The sequence below is a fragment of the Mesorhizobium prunaredense genome (assembly GCF_900156895.1).
In the GTDB taxonomy this organism is placed as follows: domain Bacteria; phylum Pseudomonadota; class Alphaproteobacteria; order Rhizobiales; family Rhizobiaceae; genus Mesorhizobium; species Mesorhizobium prunaredense.
The window spans coordinates 353,066-370,973 of sequence record NZ_FTPD01000006.1 but is presented as its reverse complement, the minus strand read 5'-3'; the positions used below and the strand labels follow the sequence as shown (position 1 = coordinate 370,973).

Here is a 17,908-nt window from a genome sequence, read left to right as displayed (position 1 = left end):
GCTATCTCTGCGCAACGCATGAGAGTTCCAAAGCCGCATGGCCTATCTCGACAACATCGCCGTCTTCGTTCGCGTCGTCGAGCTTGGCAATCTGTCGGCGGCGGGGCGCGACATGCGCATTTCGCCGGCGGTCGCCTCCAACCGCATCAAGGAGCTCGAGAAGTATCTCGGTGTCAGGCTGTTCAATCGCACCACGCGGCAGCTGATGCCGACCGAGCACGGCACCGTGTTCTACTCCGGCGCCAAGCAGGTACTGGAGGCGATCACCGAGGCCGAAGCCGCCGTCTCGGCGCTTTCCGGCCAGCCGCGTGGCACCATCAAGGTGACAGCGCCGCTTGGCCTCGGCCGGCGGCTGGTGGCGTCGGGAATCCCCGATTTCCACGACAAATATCCTGACATCGAGGTGCGGCTGAGGCTTTCGGACCACAATGTCGACATCATGAAGGAAGGCATCGACGTCGCGTTCAGACTGGGCATCATCGAGGATTCCAGCCTGAGAATGCGCGGGATCATGGAGTGCGAGCGGGTGCTGGTGGCGGCACCGAAATATCTGGAGGCGCGCGGCGAACCGACCGAGCCGCAGGAACTGATCGGCAAGAAGCACGACTGCCTGATGTTGCGCTATTCCGGCGCGCGCGAATACGTCTGGACGCTGCAGACGGCCGACGGTCCGCGGAAATTCGAGGTGCACGGACCCTATGACACCGACGATGGCGACGTGCTGACCGGCTGGGCGCTGTCGGGCCGCGGCATCATCAACAAGCCGCGCTTCGAGGTCGAGCCGTTCATCCGCGACCGGCGGCTGAAGGCGATCCTGCCCGACACGCCACCGACGCCGGTCCAGTTCGCCGCCGTCTACCCGCACAAGAAGCTGCAGGACCCGAAGGTGCGGCTGCTGCTCGATTTTATGGCCGAGCGCTGCCAACGGCTGATCAAGGATATTCTGGCCGGCAAATGAGGCGCGGCCGATTCAGGGCGTGCAGACGCTACGGAAGCGCGCCTGCACGAAATGCAGCGCGGCGGGATATTATCCGTCAGCCGGCCATTGCCTTGCCACGAGAGACGGGGTGCGGCGCGGCTCGTGCGCCAGCATGGGCGACCAGGGCCGTCATGATCTCGGCGGCGGCAAGCGCCGCGATCACTTGCGGACGCTTGTCCTTGACCGCCTCGCCGCCGATCGGCGAGACGAGGCCGGCAAATTGCGCCTCGCTGCCGTCCGCCGCCTTCAGGAACCAGCTCCTGAATGTCGCCTTTTTGGTCTTCGAGCCGATCATGCCGACATAGGCGGCATCCCGGCGTTTCAGCGCGTCGGCGACGATCAGGAAATCCAGCGCATGGTCATGGGTGAGGATGACGAAAGCGGCGCCGGCCGGAGCCTTGCGCACCAATGCCTCGGGCATCGGCGTCAGCCTTGTTTCGACCGCTTCTGGCATGCCTTCCAACGCCTCGGCCCGCGTCTCGACAACGACGACACGGACCGGCAGCAAGGCCACCGCCGATGCCAGCGCCTGGCCGACATGGCCGCCGCCGAAGATGTAGACATGCGGCAGCTGCGCCTGCTCGGCGTCCGCCGCCGCGACCAGCTCTTGCGCCAACGCCGTATCGACCAGCCGGATCAGCACCTCGACCCTGCCGCCGCAGCATTGCCCGATCTCGGGCCCGAGCGGGACATCGAGCGTCGTGCGCGTATCCCTCCCCCTTGAGGGGAGGGTGGCGGCGAAGCCGTCGGGTGGGGTCGCCGCGGCAGTGCTCGACGCTCTGGCGGTGCCTTCTGAGACGACCCCCTCTGGCCGCTCCGCGGCCATCTCCCCCTCAAGGGGGGAGAAAAGCAGCTGCCGCGCTTTGTCGATCGCCATATATTCGAGCTGGCCGCCGCCGATCGTGCCAAAAATCGCCGCGCCCGAGACGAGCATGTAGGCGCCCTTCTCGCGGGGCGTCGAGCCTTTGGTCCCGGCCACCTCGACCAAGGCAACCCGGCCGGCGCCGCCAAGAAATGCTTTCAGGCTTTGCACTTTCGAGGTCATGTTTTTGCTTTCCCTATCGGGAAACATAGGGTTTTTCGGCCCGGATTGCACGCCTTGTACGAACCCGGGACCGAGTTCAAGCACCGGTCTTGGCCTCCTCCTTCAGCCGTTCGATCGCCATCAGCACCCGCTCCGGCGTCGCCGGTGGGTCGAGGCGCGGGCACATCCGGTGGTCGGCAACGCTTGCCACCGCATCCGACAGCGCATGCAGCACCGAGATGCCGAGCGGCAGCGGCGGCTCGCCGACCGCCTTGGAGCGGTGCACCGTCGGCTCACTCGCTTCCGGCCAATCGGCCAGCGTCACGTTGAAGATCTTCGGTCGGTCCGAGGCGAGCGGAATCTTGTAGGTCGACGGCGCATGGGTGCGCAGCCGGCCCTTTTCGTCCCACCAAAGCTCCTCCGTCGTCAGCCATCCCATGCCCTGGATGAAGCCGCCTTCGACCTGGCCAAGGTCGATGGCGCGGTTCAGCGAGCGTCCGGTCTCGTGCAGGATGTCGGTTCGCTCGACGACATATTCGCCGGTCAGCGTGTCGACCGAGACTTCCGAGCACGCGGCGCCATAGGCGAAATAATAGAAGGGACGACCCTCGCCCTTGTCGCGATCCCAGTGGATTTTCGGCGTCTTGTAGAAGCCCGCCGCCGAAAGCTGGATGCGCGCCATATAAGCCTGCCTTACGAGATCGGCGAAGGCGATTTCCTGGTTGCCGATGCGCACCCGGTTGGGCAGGAACAGCACCTGGTCGCGCGGCACCTGATATTTTTCGGCGGCGAAGTTGGTCAACCGCTCCTTGATCTGCCGGGCCGCGTTCTGCGCCGCCATACCGTTGAGGTCGGAACCGGACGATGCGGCGGTCGCCGAGGTGTTCGGCACCTTGCCGGTCGTCGTCGCGGTGATCTTTACCTGGTCGAGGTCGATCTGGAATTCTTCCGCCACAACCTGCGCCACCTTGACGTAGAGGCCCTGCCCCATCTCGGTGCCGCCATGGTTCAAATGCACCGAACCGTCGGTATAGACATGCACCAGCGCGCCGGCCTGATTGTAATGAGTGGCGGTGAACGAGATGCCGAACTTGACCGGCGTCAGCGCCAATCCACGCTTGATGAAGCGGCTGTTGGCGTTGAACGCTTCGATGGTGCGGCGGCGCGTCGCATAGTCGCAACTCGCCTCCAGCTCGGCGACGATGCGGTGGATGATGTTGTCCTCGACCGTCTGGTGATAGGGCGTGATGTTGCGGTCGCTGGTGCCATAAAAGTTCTTCTTGCGGATTTCGAGCGGATCCTTGCCGACGGCAAAGGCGACCTCCTCGATGACGCGCTCGGCCCCGACCATGCCTTGCGGCCCGCCGAAGCCGCGGAAGGCGGTGTTCGACACGGTGTTGGTGTAGAGCGGCGCCGATTGCGCGTGCACCGCCGGCCAGAAATAAGTGTTGTCGCAGTGGAACAGCGCGCGGTCGGTCACTGGGCCTGAGAGGTCCGCCGAGAATCCGCAACGCGCGGCGAACATGAAGTCGACGCCAAGGATATTGCCGTCGTCGTCGAAGCCGACCTCGTAGTCAACGAGGAAGTCGTGGCGCTTGCCGGTGGCGATCATGTCGTCGTCGCGGTCGGGCCGAATTTTCACCGCGCGATGGTGTTTTTTCGCAGCAATCGCCGCGAGCGCGGCAAACTGGTTGCCTTGCGTTTCCTTGCCGCCGAAGCCGCCGCCCATGCGGCGGATCTCGACTGTGACGGCATGGCTCGGCACGCCGAGGGCATGGCTGACCATGTGCTGGATTTCGCTCGGATGCTGGGTCGAGGCATAAATCGTGACGTCCTGATCCTCGCCGGGAATGGCCATGGCGATCTGGCCTTCGAGATAAAAATGGTCCTGGCCGCCGATGCGCATTTTTCCCTTCAGCCGGCGCGGCGCCGCGTTGATCGCGGCCGCTGCATCGCCGCGCCTCAGGGTCAGTGGCGGCGTGACCAGCTTGTCCTTGCTGGGATCGAGGACGCCGATGTCGGTGACGAAAGGCAATTCCTTGTATTCGACCTTGGCCAGCCTGGTGGCGCGGCGCGCCTGCTCGCGGGTTTCGGCGATGACGCAAAAGATCGGTTGGCCGAAAAACTGCACCTTGCCGGCGGCCAGCACCGGTTCGTCGTGGCGGCCGGTCGGCGAAATATCGTTTTCGCCCGGCACGTCGCTCGCCATCAGCACGTCGATGACACCGGGCGCTGCGCGCACCGCCGACAGGTCCATGCTGGTGATGGTGGCGTGCGTGGCCGTCGAAAGCCCGAGGCAGCCATGCAGCGTGCCAGATGATTCCGGCATGTCATCGATATAGACGGCGGTGCCGCGGACATGCTTGTGCGCGGAATCATGGCGCTGGTCGGTGGCAACGCCACCGGAGATTTTTTGCGCCTTGAGGTTGGGAGCGTGCGTGGTCATCACGCTGCCTCGTGGCGCGATACCTGGATCGGCGCCTTGGTGCCGCTGGTCTCACCGAAGAAGCGCAGCAGCAGGTTCTTTGCCGCCAGCGCCCGGTATTCGGCGCTCGCCCGCATGTCGGTCAGCGGGGTGAAATCCCTGGCGTACTCGGCCATGGCGGTCTCGACCGTCGCCTCCGTCCAGGGCTTGCCGAGCAGCGCCTTTTCCACGCCGAAAGCGCGCTTCGGTGTTGCCGCCATGCCGCCATAGGCAATGCACACCTCCGCCACCGTGCCGTCCTTGGCCAGGGTCAGCAGGAATGCGCCAAGTGCTGCGGTGATGTCCTCGTCACGGCGCTTGGTGATCTTGTAGACGGCGAATTTGGTATCCCTGCCCGGCACTGGGACATGCACGGCCTCGACGAACTCGCCCGGCTGCCGGTCCTGCTTGCCATAGGCGATGAAGAAGTCTTCGAGCGGGATCGTTCGCCGCTTGTTGCCGCGGCGCAGCGTCAGCCGCGCACCGAGTGCGATCAATGGCGGCGGCGTGTCGCCGATCGGCGACCCGTTGGCAATGTTGCCGCCGATCGTGCCCATATTGCGCACCTGGTCGCCGCCGATGCGATCGAACAGCGGCCCGAACGCTGGTATGCGCTTCGCCAATATTGAGAAAGCTTCGGTATAGGTGACACCAGCGCCGATCGAGATGATGCCCCCATCCTCGGAAACCGCGCAGAGCCCGTCGAGATTGCCGATGAAGATCGCCGGCGATATCTCGCGCATTTGCTTGGTCACCCACAGGCCGACATCGGTCGAACCGGCAACGATGGTGGCGCCCGGCTCCTTGTCGAGCACCGCGGCGAGATCGTCGGCATCGGCCGGCACGACCAGGCGCTGCTTGCCGGCGCCGATCTCGATGCGCAAACCATCCTTCATCGCTTCGAGCTTGCCCGTGATGGCTTTGCGCTCCGCCGCCAGCGGATCCTTTGCCGCCTTGCCGTAGCTGGCGATGGCACGTGCCGCCCGCATGATCGCCTCGTAGCCGGTGCAGCGGCAGAGATTGCCCTGCAGCGCCTTTTCGATGGCTGCATCCGACGGCTCCGGCGACCGCATCCACAGGGCATAAAGCGACATGACGAAGCCCGGCGTGCAGAAGCCGCATTGCGAGCCGTGGAAATCGACCATCGCCTGCTGCACCGGATGCAGCCTATCGCCGTCGCCACGCAGATGCTCGACGGTCACGACATGCGTGCCATCGAGCGAACCAAGGAAGCGGATGCAGGCGTTGACGCTTTCATAGACCAGCCGGCCGCCTGACAGCCTTCCGACCAGCACGGTGCAAGCGCCGCAATCGCCCTCGGCGCAGCCTTCCTTGGTGCCGCGCAGCGAGCGCTCGAGCCGCAGCCAGTCGAGCAAGGTCTCGTCGGGCGCCACCGTGGTCAGCACAATTTGCTCGCCATTGAGGATGAAGCGTATCTTGCTGCGTATGTTGAGCGTGGCCATGCCTCAGCTCCCGCGATAGGTCGAATAGCCGTAGGGCGATATGAGCAACGGCACATGATAGTGCATCGGCTCGGCCATGCCGAAGCGAATCGGCACGCTGTCGAGGAAGGCCGGTTCCGGCAGCCTCAACCCCTGCCGGCGCAGATAGTCGCCGGCGGCGAAGACCAGCTCGTATTCGCCGGTGCGGAATTCCGCGTCGGCAAGCAGCGGCGCGTCACAGCGGCCGTCGGCATTGGTGACCGCTGTCTTCAGATGCGTCCGCATGTCGTTGTTGATGCGGTAAAGCTCGATCGACAAGCCGGCCGCCGGCCTGCCGGTCGCGGTGTCGAGGACATGGGTCGTCAGACGTCCGCCTTCGGCTTTCGACGTTTCCGCCACTGGCTGCTCCCATTCCCGATACACTCAAACGTGCCTGACGAATTGTGCGCTAATTAAAGGCGATGCATAAGTCCCGGTCGAGTGAAGTGCTGCAAAAACACTTTCAAAAATTTTCGGGGGAATGCGCAAGCAATCCTTTCGACTATCCTGATCACACTATCCGGCAGGAGCGACAATGCGTTACGAACGAGACATGCGCGGCTACGGCGCCAATCCGCCGGATCCGAAATGGCCTGGCGGGGCGCATGTCGCGGTACAGTTCGTCGTCAACTACGAAGAAGGCGGCGAGAACTGCGTCCTGCATGGCGACAAGGCTTCGGAAGCCTTCCTGTCCGAGATCGTCGGCGCCGCACCCTGGCCCGGGCAGCGCCACTGGAACATGGAATCGATCTACGAATATGGCGCCCGCGCCGGCTTCTGGCGATTGCTGCGCCTGTTCACCGAGGCTGAGGTGCCGGTCACCTGCTACGGCGTCGCCACAGCGCTGGCGCGTTCGCCCGACCAGGTCGTGGCGATGCAGGAGGCCAGCTGGGAGATCGCCTCGCACGGGCTGAAATGGATCGACTATCGCGATCATGCGCCGGAGGACGAGCGCCGAGACATGGAAGAGACAATCCGGCTGCACTACGAGGTGACGGGGGCGCGGCCGACCGGCTGGTACACCGGCCGCACGTCGATCAACACCGTGCGGCTTGCAGCGGAAGAGGGCGGCTTCGACTATGTGTCGGACACTTATGACGATGAACTGCCGTACTGGTTCGAGCATGATGGGCCGGACGGGTCGGCAAAGCCGCAGCTCATCATCCCCTATACGCTCGACGCCAACGATATGCGTTTCGCCACGCCGCAGGGCTTCAACTCGGGCGACCAGTTCTTCGCCTATCTCAGGGACAGTTTCGACACGCTCTATGCCGAGGGCAAGGCAGGGCGGCCGCGCATGATGAATATCGGCCTGCACTGCCGCCTCGTCGGCCGGCCGGGCCGGGTCGCTGCGCTGAAACGCTTCGTCGACTACGTCAAATCGCACGACAGGGTATGGCTGGCGCGGCGCATCGACATCGCCAGGCACTGGCAAAAAACCCATCCGTTCCGGCCGCCGACGCTGCGCCCGTCGAAAATGGAATTAGAGGCCTTCGTCCAGGCTTTCGGTGGCGTGTTCGAGCATTCGCCGTGGATCGCCGAGCGCGCCTACCAACTGGAACTCGGCCCGGCGCATGACAGTGCCGGCGGCCTGCACAATGCGCTGTGCCGTGTCTTTCGCGGCGCCAGCGAGGCCGAGCGGCTCTCCGTGCTCAACGCCCATCCCGATCTTGCCGGAAAACTGGCGCAAGCCAAGCGGCTGACGCCGGAATCGGCCAGGGAACAGGCTTCCGCCGGGCTCGAGGCGCTGACCGACAAAGAGCGCGAGCTGTTCTCCAAGCTCAATGCCGCCTACGTCACCAGTTTCGGCTTCCCCTTCATCATCGCCGTGAAAGGCAAGACCAAGGAAGAAATCCTGGCGGAGTTCGAGCCGCGCATCGGCAACAGCCGCGCCGTTGAATTCGAAACCGCCTGCAAACAGGTCGAGCGCATCGCGCTGCTCCGCCTCAAGGACATGCTTCCGCAATAGGCCTGGCTTCCGCAACAGGCTCTGAACCGATGGATACGATGAAAATGGCCGACCGAATCTATTACGCGCCGCAGGGCGGCCACCCCGGCCAGAGTGAGCTGCTGACCGGCCGGGCCGTCTTCACCGAGGCCTATGCCGTCATTCCCAGGGGGGTGATGCAGGACATCGTCACCAGCGCCCTGCCGTTCTGGGACAAGACCCGCGTCTGGGTGCTGTCCCGCCCGCTGTCGGGTTTTGCCGAGACGTTTTCGCAATACATCGTCGAGGTCGCGCCCGGCGGCGGCAGCGACCGGCCGGAACCGGATGCCGGCGCCGAGGGCGCCCTGTTCGTGGTCGAGGGCGAGCTGAGCGTTTTGCTGGCTGGCGAGAAGCATGTCCTGCAGCCGGGCGGCTTTGCTTTCCTGCCGCCGGCCAGCGGATGGACCGTTCGCAACGAGAGCGGCGCTGCTGTCCGCTTCCACTGGATCCGCAAGGCTTACGACGCCGTCGAAGGCATTGATGTCCCGCAAGCCTTCTTTGCCAACGAACAGGACATTGCGCCGACGCCGATGCCCGACACCGAGGGCCGTTGGGCGACGACGCGCTTCGTCGACCCTGAAGACATGCGCCACGACATGCATGTCACCATCGTCACGCTCGAACCGGGTGCGGTCATCCCCTTCGCCGAGACGCATGTCATGGAGCACGGCCTCTATGTGCTGGAGGGCAAGGCAGTCTACCGCCTCAACCAGGACTGGGTCGAGGTCGAGGCCGGCGACTATATGTGGCTGCGCGCCTTCTGTCCGCAGGCCTGCTATGCCGGCGGTCCCGGAAAATTCCGCTACCTGCTCTACAAGGATGTCAACCGGCACGCCAAGCTTGGTGGCGCCGGCGTCGGGAGGCGCGCGCCATGACCCGCATCGTGGCGCGGCCGCTAACCCGCGAAAATTTTGCCGAGTTCGGCGAAGTCATCGATATGGGCGGCGGCAATCACTACCCGATCAATGGCGGCAAGGCCGAGCGCTATCACGACCTCGCCACCGCCGAAGCGCAGGGACCGAATGGGCGCGTGCTGATCTCCATGGTACGCGGCACGCATTACGATTTTCCGCTGAAGCTTACCATGGTCGAGCGTCATCCGTTCGGCAGCCAGGCTTTCATCCCGCTGTCGCCACGGCCGTTCCTGGTCGTCGTCTGCCATGATGGCGACGACGGCCCGGGCGAGCCGCACGCCTTCCTCACCGCGCCCGGGCAGGGCGTCAATTATCCGCGCAATCGCTGGCACGGCGTACTGACGCCGATCGGCGAGGGCCAGGATTTCCTCGTCGTCGACCGCGGTGGCGACGGCGCCAACCTCGAAGAGTGCCATTTCTCGCACGCTTACGAGATCCATCTCCCCGACGGGACCGCATGATGGCCGACGTATCGCTGATCGACCGCCTGCTCGACGTCATCGAGCATGACATCGTGCCAAAGACGGCCGAAGGCGTCGCCCACGGCAACAAGCTGTTCGGCGCCGCGATCCTGCGCAAGAACGACCGCTCGCTGGTGCACGCCGAAACCAACAACGAGACGGAAAATCCGCTCTGGCATGGCGAAGTGCACTGCCTGAAGCGGTTCTATGAAATGCCGAAGGCTGAGCGAGTCGACACCAAGGACGCGATTTTTCTCGCCACGCATGAACCCTGCTCGCTCTGCCTGTCGGCGATCACCTGGACTGGCTTCGACAATTTCTACTATTTGTTTTCGCATGAGGATTCGCGCGACAGCTTCGCCATCCCGCACGATCTGAAGATCCTGAAAGAGGTCTTCACCCTCGACCCCGGCGGCTACAATGCCGAGAACGCCTATTGGAAGAGCTTTTCGATCCGCAAACTGGTGCGGTCGTTGCCCGAGGCCGAGCGCCAGCGGCTGGAAACGCGGATCGGCACGATCGCCGCGCGCTATGAAGAATTGTCCAGCGCCTATCAGACGAGCAAGGACGAAAACGACATTCCGCTGAACTGACGCGGGATGCCTAGCTTACCTTCGCCTTCTTCAGTACCTCATTTATCCTGGCTTGCCAGCCTTTGCCGGTGGCCTTGAATTTGCTGACGACATCCTGATCCAGGCGGATGGACACAACCTGCTTGGGCTTCTCTACGGCCGGCCGGCCACGAGCACGTCTGATGCTCTCGAAAAGCTCCGGAAACACTTCCGCGAAAGGCCTGGCTTGCGCCAGCTGTTCGTCGGTCGCCTCCGCGTCATCCGGATCAGCAACAATTTGTCTTTGGATTTCCGCCTCCTCCTCATCGGTAAGCGGTCGAACGCGCGATTTAGGATTGCTCATATCCTGACCTTTCCTTTCTGCTGGCACGACGCATCGAGATTACCGAAATCGCTTCGGAACCGAGCGGCTTGAAAATCACGGCGAGAATAGTCTCCTCGTATCTGCCAATCGCTTTGAGCCGGCCGGCTTTAGCTGGGAGGACGGTCGCGGTCGCAAAGAACTCAATATCGAGTCTGGCAAAGTCAAGACCCCGATTTTCGAGATTCGTGACACGCTTCGGCTCATCCCAAACGATTTTCAGACGAGACCATCCTCAGTGCGTCGGGTCCAAGCGAATAAACGTAATACATAAAATAACGGAACAGCGCAAGATGGAGTCGATTGACATCCCGCCAAATCGTCGTCGCGGCGACACAGACCGTCGCCGGTTTGACTTCATGCCGTGAGCGCTTCATGCGTCACTGAGATCCTGGAGAGCATGCATGAAGACCATCACTGAATTTCCCCGCAAGGTCGTCGAATTTCCGGACATGGGGATCGTCATGCCGGATGGCTGCCGGCTGTCGGCGCGGGTATGGATGCCAGCCGATGCAGCCGACGGTCCGGTGCCGGCGATCCTTGAGCACCTGCCCTACCGCAAGCGCGACGGCACCATCTTTCGCGACCAGCTGACGCATCCCTATTTCGCCGGCCACGGCTACGCCTCGATCCGCGTCGACATGCGCGGCAATGGCGATTCCGAAGGGCTGATGGACGACGAATATTCCGAGCAGGAATTGCAAGACGCCTGCGACGTGATCGCCTGGGCGGCGGCCCAGCCCTGGTGCAACGGCAGTGTCGGCATGATGGGCATCTCCTGGGGCGGCTTCAACTGCCTGCAGACGGCAGCCAAGCGGCCGCCGGCGCTGAAGGCCGTCATCAGCCTGTGCTCGACCGTCGACCGCTATGCCGACGACATCCACTACAAGGGCGGCTGCCTGCTGATCGAGAATTTCGGCTGGGCCTCGACCATGCTGTCGTACTCGTCGCGGCCGCCGGATCCGCTGCTGGCCGGCGACAACCGATGGCGCGACCTGTGGCTGACCCGGCTGGAGAACCAGCCCTTCCTGGCGCCGCTGTGGCTCAAGCATCAGCACCGCGACGCCTATTGGAAGCGCGGCTCGATCTGCGAGGACTATTCCGCCATCCAGGCCGCGGTGCTGTCGATCGGCGGCTGGCATGACGGCTATCGCAACACCATTTCCCATCTCGTCGCCAATATCGAAGCGCCGGTCAAAGGCATCGTCGGCGCGTGGATCCATAAATACCCGCATTATGCGGCGCCTGAACCGCGCATCGGCTTCCTGCAGGAGGCGTTGCGCTGGTGGGACCGCTGGCTGAAGGGCACCGACACCGGCGTCGAGGCCGACCCGGCCTATCGCGCCTATGTCATGGACAGCGTCCGCCCCGCGCGCTGGCATCCCGAACGGCCGGGCCGCTGGGTCGCCGAACCGGTGTGGCCATCGCCTGATATCGAGACACAGGAAGTCGAACTGATCGCAGAAGGCAGCAAGCCGGCCATCGTCGCTTCGCCGCAAAGCTGCGGCCTTGCCGGTGGCGAATATTTTCCCTTCACCTTCGGCCCGGAACTGCCCGGCGATCAGCGCCCCGACGATGCGCTGTCGGTGTGTTTCGACCAGCCGGTGCTGACCGAGGCGATCGACATTGTTGGCGCGCCGGAGGTGTTGGTTCGGGTCTCGTCGGACCGGCGCCAGGCGAACATCGCGATCCGGCTGTGCGACGTGCATCCCGACGGAGCGTCCGAGCTGATCTCCTACGGCGTACTCAACCTGACGCACCGCAATTCGCACGAATTCCCCGAGGCGCTGGTGCCGGGCGAAACTGTCGGCGCCCGGATGGTGCTCGACCAATGTGCCTATCGCGTTCCATCAGGGCACCGCCTGCGTATTGCCGTTTCGAACGCCTACTGGCCGATGATCTGGCCATCGCCGGAACCGGTCCGGCTCGACCTGTCGGCGGCAATGCTGAAGCTGCCGCTGCGGCCGCTGGCGAAAGGCGACGAAGTCGCGTTCCCCACGCCGGAGGCAGCCGCGCCCTGGGCGACGGAGACACTCCGCGCTGCCAATTCCGAGCGTCATGTCAATTGCGATGAAAAGTCCGGAATGATCACGCTTTCCATTGTCGACGATTTCGGCGAGGTGCGCGATCTGGAGCATGGCCTCGCCAATGACAGCATCGCGCGAGAGACATGGACGATCCACCCCGACGATCCGTTGTCGGCGTCGGGCAAGACGCATTGGACCCAGACGCTGTCGCGAAATGGATGGTCGGTGCGCACCGAATCGTCCGCCGAAATGCGGTGCGACGCGCATAGCTTCCGGGTTAACGCCAGAATCGAAGCCTTTGAGGGCGAGAAACTGGTTTTCGAGCGTAATTTCGAGGAGAGCATTCCGCGCAATCTGCTTTGAGCGCTTATGCGGATTGGTCCAATTACGACGTACGATTTACGCCACGGCATGTCGCATTCGGTCTTGCTTACGGCGTTCCCTTGCGGTCATTATTCTCCTCACAGGAAACCATAAAAAACGACCACAAGGTCGAACCAACAGAGTGAGGAACTCAACATGTCGAACGAACTGGAATTTCTTAGCCGGCGCGTCGCATCTGGCAAACTGAGCCGTCGTGATTTTCTTGGCCGGGCGGCAGCGCTCGGCGTCACCTCGACCTTCGCCAACTCGCTGCTTTCAAGTGCGGCGCGTGCAGCAGGTCCGGTCAAGGGCGGCACGCTGAAGGCCGGCCTGGTCGGCGGCGAGTCCACCAACAGCCTCGATCCGGCGCTGATGATGACGCAGGTTCCGTTCGCCTTCGGCAAATGCTGGGGCGAAATGATCGTCGAGCTGTCCCCCGACGGCAAGCTCGAAAACCGCATCGCCGAGGAAATTGGTTCGTCGGACGACGGCAAGGTGTGGACGCTGAAGATCCGCGACGGCGTCGAATTCCACAATGGCAAGACGGTGACTGCCGAGGACGTGGCCGCCACGCTCGAGCGTCATTCCGACGAGAAGTCGAAGTCCGGCGCGCTCGGCTACATGAAGGGCATCGATACCATTAAGGCCAGCGGCAAGGAAGTCGTGCTGACCTTGAAGGAGGCGAACGCCGACCTGCCCTACCTGCTCAGCGACTACCACCTGATCGTCCAGCCCAACGGCGGCAAGGACAAGCCCGACGCCGGCATCGGCGCCGGCCCGTACAAGATCGTGACCAACGAGCCTGGTGTTCGCCATGGTGCCGAGCGTTTCGCCAATTACTGGCAGGGCGACAAGATGGGCCATGCCGACCAGATCGAGGTCATCGTCATCAACGATGCCACGGCGCGCACCTCGGCTCTACAGGGCGGCCAGGTCAACATGATCAACCGCGTCGAGCCGAAGATCGTCGACCTGATCAAGCGTCTGCCCGGTGTCACCATCCGCAACCATGCCGGCCCCGGCCACTACGTGTTCATCATGCATTGCAACACGGCGCCATTCGACAACAACGATCTGCGCATGGCGCTGAAGCTGGCGATCGACCGCGAGGAGATGCTGGACAAGATCCTGCGTGGCTACGGCTCGCTCGGCAACGATTTCCCGATCAACGCGTCCTATCCACTGTTTACTGAGATCGAGCAGCGCAAGTACGACCCCGACAAAGCCAAGTTCCACTACAAGAAGTCCGGGCACGACGGCACCGTGCTGCTCAGGACCTCGGATGTCGCCTTCCCCGGCGCCGTCGATGCCGCGCAGCTCTTCCAGCAGAGCGCCGCCAAGGCCGGCATCAAGCTCGAGCTCAAGCGCGAGCCCGGCGACGGCTACTGGCACGAAGTCTGGAACAAGCAGCCCTTCTCCGCCTCCTACTGGGGCGGGCGCTCGACGCAGGACCAGATGTACTCAACCGCCTATCTGTCGACCGCGGACTGGAACGATACGCGTTTCCTGCGTCCGGATTTCGACAAGATGGTGCTGGCGGCGCGCGCCGAGCTCGACGAGGCCAAGCGCAAGCAGATGTACCACGACATGGCCGTCATGGTGCGCGACGAGGGCGGCCTAATCCTGCCGATGTTCAACCAGTTCATCGACGCGACGGGCGCCAAGGTCGCCGGCTGGGTGGACGATCCGCATCAGGAGCTGATGAACGGATACGCTCTGGCAAAGTGCTGGCTCGAAGCCTGAGCCCGGCCTTGCGGATATGTCCTCACCCATCGTGAAACTGGTGGCCCAGCGCATTGCGCTGGGCATCCTGCTGCTGTTGGCCGTATCGGTCCTGATCTTCGCCGGCACCCAAATCCTGCCCGGCGACGTCGCGCAAGCCATCCTCGGACAGTCGGCGACACCGGAGTCGCTCGCCAATCTGCGCGAGCAGCTCGGCCTCAACGATCCGGCCCTTATCCGCTATTTCCGCTGGCTCGGCGGCGTCGTGACCGGCGATCTCGGCACCGCCATGTCGAGCGGGCAGGATATTGCGATGTCGATCAAGGGACGGCTATGGAACACGCTGTTCCTCGCCTTCTGGGCTGCGGTCGTGGCCGTGCCGCTTGCGATCATCCTCGGCCTGATCGCGGTGCGTTACCGCAATGGCTGGGTCGACAAACTGATCTCCGGATTGGCGCTCGCCTCGACGTCGTTTCCCGAGTTCTTCATCGGCTACGTGCTGGTCTATTTCTTTGCCGTGAAATACCAGATCTTCCCCGGCATCTCGACGGTCTATGACGAAATGCCTTTCGGCGAGCGCATGCAGGCGATCATGCTGCCGGCGGCAGCACTGACGCTGGTGGTGCTCGCCCATATGATGCGGATGACGCGCGCGGCGATCCTCAATGTCATGCAATCGGCTTATGTGGAAACCGCCGAGCTCAAGGGGCTCTCGGCATTCGCCGTCATTCGCAGGCATGCCTTTCCCAATGCGATCGCGCCGATCATCAACGTCGTCATGCTCAACCTCGCTTATCTCATCGTCGGCGTCGTCGTGGTCGAAGTGATCTTCGTCTATCCCGGCATGGGGCAATATCTCGTCGACCACGTCACCAAGCGCGACGTGCCGGTGGTGCAGGCGGTCGGCCTGATCTTCGCCGCCGTCTACATCAGCCTGAACATCATTGCGGACATAGCGGCGATCGTCGCCAATCCGCGTCTCAGACATCCGAAATAGAGGAGCGGGCATGCTCGACATAAAACGCATCCCGGTCCCGGCGCTGATCGGCCTGGTGCTGACGGCGCTGTTCGTGCTGGCGGCGATCTTCGCGCCGTGGATCGCGCCCTATGGCAATGGCGAGATCGTCGGCGATGTCTGGGGGCCGATGTCGGCGACACATTGGCTGGGCACCGACAATCTCGGCCGCGACCTTCTTTCGCGCATGATCTACGGCGCCCGCGTCACGCTGTTCATCGCTGTGCTGGCCACCGCGCTGTCGTTCTCGCTCGGCGCCATCCTCGGCTTCTCGGCGGCGGTGTTCGGCGGCTGGTTCGACACGCTGCTGTCGCGCCTCGTCGATCTCCTGATGTCAATCCCGACGCTGATCATGGGCCTCGTCGTGCTCTCGGTGCTGCCAACCAATCTGGTGACGCTGATCCTGGTCATGGGCATCCTCGACTCGACCCGCGTCTACCGCCTGTCGCGGGCGGTCGCCGTCGACATCAACGTCATGGATTTCGTCGAGGCGGCCAAGCTGCGCGGCGAAGGCAGCGTGTGGATCATCTTCCGCGAGATCCTGCCCAATGCGTTGTCGCCGCTGGTTTCGGAACTCGGCTTGCGCTTCATCTATGCGGTGCTGTTCCTGTCGACGCTGTCCTTCCTCGGCCTCGGCGTGCAGCCGCCTAGCGCCGACTGGGGCGGCATGGTCAAGGAAAACAAGGACGGCATCGTCTTCGGCATCGCGGCGGCGCTCATCCCTGCGGCGGCGATCGCCATGCTGGCGATTTCCGTCAACCTTGTCGCCGACTGGGTGCTCAACCGCACGACGAGCCTGAAGGGAGGGCGCGGCTAATGGCTGACCAGCGAGCAAAGTCCGTGCTGCTCGATATCCGCAATCTGCGCATCGAGGCCACCGTGTTCCCGCCGGGCGAAGCGCCGAAGAACATCGTGCTGGTCCACGACGTCTCGCTGACACTCGAGAAGGGCAAGGTGCTCGGCCTGATCGGCGAGTCCGGCGCCGGCAAGTCGACCATCGGCCTGGCATCGATGGGCTATGGCCGCGGCGGCGTGCGGATCACCGGCGGCGAAGTCATCCTCAACGGCCGCGACATCCTCAAGGGCGGCAAGGAGGGCTTTCGCAAGCTGCGCGGCCGCGAGGTCTGCTATGTCGCGCAATCGGCGGCCGCCGCCTTCAACCCGGCGCACAGGCTGATGGACCAGGTGGTCGAGGCGACGCTGCTGCATGGCACGGCGACACGGGCCGCGGCCGAAAAGCGCGCCATCGCGCTGTTCAAGAAGCTCAGCCTGCCGAACCCCGAAAGCATCGGCGAGCGCTTTCCACACCAGGTGTCCGGCGGCCAGCTGCAGCGTGTGATGACGGCGATGGCGCTGTGTTCCGAGCCAGACCTGATCGTCTTCGACGAGCCGACCACGGCGCTCGACGTGACGACGCAGATCGACGTGCTGGCGGCGATCAAGGACGCCATCCGCGACACGCACGTCGCGGCGCTGTACATCACTCACGACCTTGCCGTCGTCGCCCAGGTCTCGGACGAGATCATGGTGCTGCGCCATGGGCGGCTCGTCGAATGGGGCGGCACCCGCCAGATCATCAAGGAGCCGCGCCAGGAATACACCAATGCGCTGGTGTCAGTGCACGAGATAGAGCACCAGGAGCAAAAGCCCGGCACGAACCCGTTCCTGTCGGTCAAGAACATCACCGCCGCCTATGGCCGCAGCCATATCAAGGTGCTGAAGAACGTCTCGGTCGACATCTATCCGGGCCAGACGCTGGCGGTGGTCGGCGAGTCCGGTTCGGGCAAGTCGACGCTGGCGCGCGCCATCACCGGCCTGTTGCCGCCCGAACAAGGCACCGTCACCTTCGACGGGAGGCCGCTCGCCAACCGGCTTGCCGACCGGCCCAAGGAGGATCTGCGCCAGTTGCAGATGATCTACCAGATGGCCGACGTGGCGATGAACCCGCGCCAGACCGTCGGCACCATCATCGGCCGGCCGCTCGAATTCTATTTTGGTCTGCGCGGCCGCGAGCGCGACAAGCGCGTCGCCGAGCTGCTCGACAAGATCGAAATGGGCAAGGGCTTTGTCGACCGCTACCCGGCCGAGCTCTCCGGTGGCCAGAAGCAGCGCGTCTGCATCGCCCGCTCGCTCGCCGCCAAGCCGAAGCTGATCATCTGCGACGAAGTGACCTCGGCGCTCGACCCGCTGGTCGCCAACGGCATCCTGAAGCTGCTGCTCGAGCTGCAGAAGGAGGAAAACGTCGCCTATTTGTTCATCACCCACGACCTCGCGACGGTAAAGTCGATCGCCGATTCGATCGCGGTGATGTATCGCGGCGAGGTGGTGCGCTACGGCGCCAAGAGCCAGGTGCTGGCACCGCCGTTCGACGCCTATACCGACCTTCTCTTGTCCTCAGTCCCCGAAATGGAGATCGGCTGGCTGGAAAAGGCGATCAAGGGACGGCGCATGGCCAGCGCGGGCAATTAGACATCCGACGATCCGCCACACCCGGTATGACGACGCCAGCACGCGCGCGCCCTTCCCTTCTCCCCTTGT

The 17,908-nt window shown here is 63.7% G+C and carries 16 protein-coding genes; 10 read left to right on the top strand and 6 right to left on the bottom strand.

Annotation, left to right across the window (positions count from 1 at the left end; genetic code table 11):
* Positions 1-37: 37 nt before the first annotated feature.
* Positions 38-958: a LysR family transcriptional regulator gene (locus tag BQ8794_RS07600; RefSeq protein WP_077374975.1), complete on the top strand. Its 921-nt coding sequence runs from the start codon at positions 38-40 to the stop codon at positions 956-958.
* Positions 959-1,034: 76 nt separating this feature from the next.
* On the opposite strand, the gene xdhC is transcribed toward BQ8794_RS07600, so the two are convergent.
* The 4 genes from xdhC to uraH all read right to left on the bottom strand — a co-directional run bounded on the left by xdhC (position 1,035) and on the right by uraH (position 6,308).
* A complete protein-coding gene (gene xdhC, locus BQ8794_RS07595; RefSeq protein WP_077374972.1) occupies positions 1,035-2,024 on the bottom strand; it encodes a xanthine dehydrogenase accessory protein XdhC in 990 nt (329 codons plus the stop codon).
* Between the two features lie 76 nt (positions 2,025-2,100).
* Positions 2,101-4,449, bottom strand: a complete 2,349-nt coding sequence (gene xdhB / locus BQ8794_RS07590) for a xanthine dehydrogenase molybdopterin binding subunit (protein WP_077374969.1) — start codon at positions 4,447-4,449, stop codon at positions 2,101-2,103.
* Positions 4,449-5,930, bottom strand: coding sequence for a xanthine dehydrogenase small subunit (xdhA, locus tag BQ8794_RS07585; protein WP_077374966.1), 1,482 nt, complete (start codon positions 5,928-5,930; stop codon positions 4,449-4,451). Before xdhA ends, xdhB begins: the two co-directional genes overlap by 1 nt.
* Before the next feature lie 3 nt (positions 5,931-5,933).
* Positions 5,934-6,308: a hydroxyisourate hydrolase gene (uraH, locus tag BQ8794_RS07580; RefSeq protein WP_077374963.1), complete on the bottom strand. Its 375-nt coding sequence runs from the start codon at positions 6,306-6,308 to the stop codon at positions 5,934-5,936.
* Positions 6,309-6,483: 175 nt separating this feature from the next.
* Between uraH and puuE the strand changes: the two genes are divergently transcribed.
* Genes puuE through BQ8794_RS07560 form a run of 4 tightly spaced genes read left to right on the top strand, consistent with a single transcriptional unit; the run spans position 6,484 to position 9,903 of the window.
* Positions 6,484-7,917 (top strand): allantoinase PuuE, encoded by a 1,434-nt coding sequence (gene puuE / locus BQ8794_RS07575; protein WP_077374960.1) that lies wholly within the window; start codon positions 6,484-6,486, stop codon positions 7,915-7,917.
* Between the two features lie 44 nt (positions 7,918-7,961).
* Positions 7,962-8,810, top strand: coding sequence for a bifunctional allantoicase/(S)-ureidoglycine aminohydrolase (locus BQ8794_RS07570; protein WP_425293523.1), 849 nt, complete (start codon positions 7,962-7,964; stop codon positions 8,808-8,810).
* Positions 8,807-9,310: an ureidoglycolate lyase gene (locus BQ8794_RS07565; RefSeq protein ID WP_077374952.1), complete on the top strand. Its 504-nt coding sequence runs from the start codon at positions 8,807-8,809 to the stop codon at positions 9,308-9,310. The genes BQ8794_RS07570 and BQ8794_RS07565 overlap by 4 nt, the downstream gene beginning before the upstream one ends.
* Positions 9,310-9,903 (top strand): nucleoside deaminase, encoded by a 594-nt coding sequence (locus tag BQ8794_RS07560; protein WP_077374949.1) that lies wholly within the window; start codon positions 9,310-9,312, stop codon positions 9,901-9,903. The genes BQ8794_RS07565 and BQ8794_RS07560 overlap by 1 nt, the downstream gene beginning before the upstream one ends.
* 10 nt (positions 9,904-9,913) lie before the next feature.
* Here BQ8794_RS07560 and BQ8794_RS07555 read toward each other — a convergent pair whose 3' ends face one another.
* A complete protein-coding gene (locus BQ8794_RS07555) occupies positions 9,914-10,225 on the bottom strand; it encodes a BrnA antitoxin family protein (RefSeq protein ID WP_077374946.1) in 312 nt (103 codons plus the stop codon).
* Positions 10,212-10,466, bottom strand: a complete 255-nt coding sequence (locus tag BQ8794_RS07550) for a BrnT family toxin (RefSeq protein WP_077374943.1) — start codon at positions 10,464-10,466, stop codon at positions 10,212-10,214. The genes BQ8794_RS07555 and BQ8794_RS07550 overlap by 14 nt, the downstream gene beginning before the upstream one ends.
* A gap of 181 nt (positions 10,467-10,647) precedes the next feature.
* On the opposite strand from BQ8794_RS07550, the gene BQ8794_RS07545 reads away from it, so the two are divergent.
* From BQ8794_RS07545 to BQ8794_RS07525, 5 genes are all read left to right on the top strand, one after another.
* Entirely contained in the window at positions 10,648-12,633 is a 1,986-nt protein-coding gene (locus tag BQ8794_RS07545) for a CocE/NonD family hydrolase (RefSeq protein ID WP_077374940.1), read from the top strand.
* 156 nt (positions 12,634-12,789) lie between these two features.
* Complete coding sequence (locus BQ8794_RS07540; protein WP_077374937.1) at positions 12,790-14,376, top strand: ABC transporter substrate-binding protein; 1,587 nt, start codon at positions 12,790-12,792, stop codon at positions 14,374-14,376.
* 16 nt (positions 14,377-14,392) lie between these two features.
* A complete protein-coding gene (locus tag BQ8794_RS07535) occupies positions 14,393-15,352 on the top strand; it encodes an ABC transporter permease (RefSeq protein WP_077374934.1) in 960 nt (319 codons plus the stop codon).
* Positions 15,353-15,362: 10 nt separating this feature from the next.
* Positions 15,363-16,187 carry an ABC transporter permease gene (locus BQ8794_RS07530; protein ID WP_077374931.1) on the top strand — a complete coding sequence of 275 codons (825 nt, stop codon included), beginning with the start codon at positions 15,363-15,365 and terminating at the stop codon, positions 16,185-16,187.
* Entirely contained in the window at positions 16,187-17,839 is a 1,653-nt protein-coding gene (locus BQ8794_RS07525; protein ID WP_077374928.1) for an ABC transporter ATP-binding protein, read from the top strand. The genes BQ8794_RS07530 and BQ8794_RS07525 overlap by 1 nt, the downstream gene beginning before the upstream one ends.
* Positions 17,840-17,908 lie beyond the last annotated feature (69 nt).

Bases quoted from the DNA above. Each gene is read 5' to 3' on its own strand.
- BQ8794_RS07600 (WP_077374975.1), top strand. From the start codon at position 38: ATGGCCTATCTCGACAACATCGCCGTCTTCGTTCGCGTCGTCGAGCTT.
- xdhC (WP_077374972.1), bottom strand. From the start codon at position 2,024: ATGACCTCGAAAGTGCAAAGCCTGAAAGCATTTCTTGGCGGCGCCGGC.
- xdhB (WP_077374969.1), bottom strand. From the start codon at position 4,449: ATGACCACGCACGCTCCCAACCTCAAGGCGCAAAAAATCTCCGGTGGC.
- xdhA (WP_077374966.1), bottom strand. From the start codon at position 5,930: ATGGCCACGCTCAACATACGCAGCAAGATACGCTTCATCCTCAATGGC.
- puuE (WP_077374960.1), top strand. From the start codon at position 6,484: ATGCGTTACGAACGAGACATGCGCGGCTACGGCGCCAATCCGCCGGAT.
- BQ8794_RS07570 (WP_425293523.1), top strand. From the start codon at position 7,962: ATGGCCGACCGAATCTATTACGCGCCGCAGGGCGGCCACCCCGGCCAG.
- BQ8794_RS07565 (WP_077374952.1), top strand. From the start codon at position 8,807: ATGACCCGCATCGTGGCGCGGCCGCTAACCCGCGAAAATTTTGCCGAG.
- BQ8794_RS07560 (WP_077374949.1), top strand. From the start codon at position 9,310: ATGGCCGACGTATCGCTGATCGACCGCCTGCTCGACGTCATCGAGCAT.
- BQ8794_RS07555 (WP_077374946.1), bottom strand. From the start codon at position 10,225: ATGAGCAATCCTAAATCGCGCGTTCGACCGCTTACCGATGAGGAGGAG.
- BQ8794_RS07545 (WP_077374940.1), top strand. From the start codon at position 10,648: ATGAAGACCATCACTGAATTTCCCCGCAAGGTCGTCGAATTTCCGGAC.
- BQ8794_RS07540 (WP_077374937.1), top strand. From the start codon at position 12,790: ATGTCGAACGAACTGGAATTTCTTAGCCGGCGCGTCGCATCTGGCAAA.
- BQ8794_RS07535 (WP_077374934.1), top strand. From the start codon at position 14,393: ATGTCCTCACCCATCGTGAAACTGGTGGCCCAGCGCATTGCGCTGGGC.
- BQ8794_RS07530 (WP_077374931.1), top strand. From the start codon at position 15,363: ATGCTCGACATAAAACGCATCCCGGTCCCGGCGCTGATCGGCCTGGTG.
- BQ8794_RS07525 (WP_077374928.1), top strand. From the start codon at position 16,187: ATGGCTGACCAGCGAGCAAAGTCCGTGCTGCTCGATATCCGCAATCTG.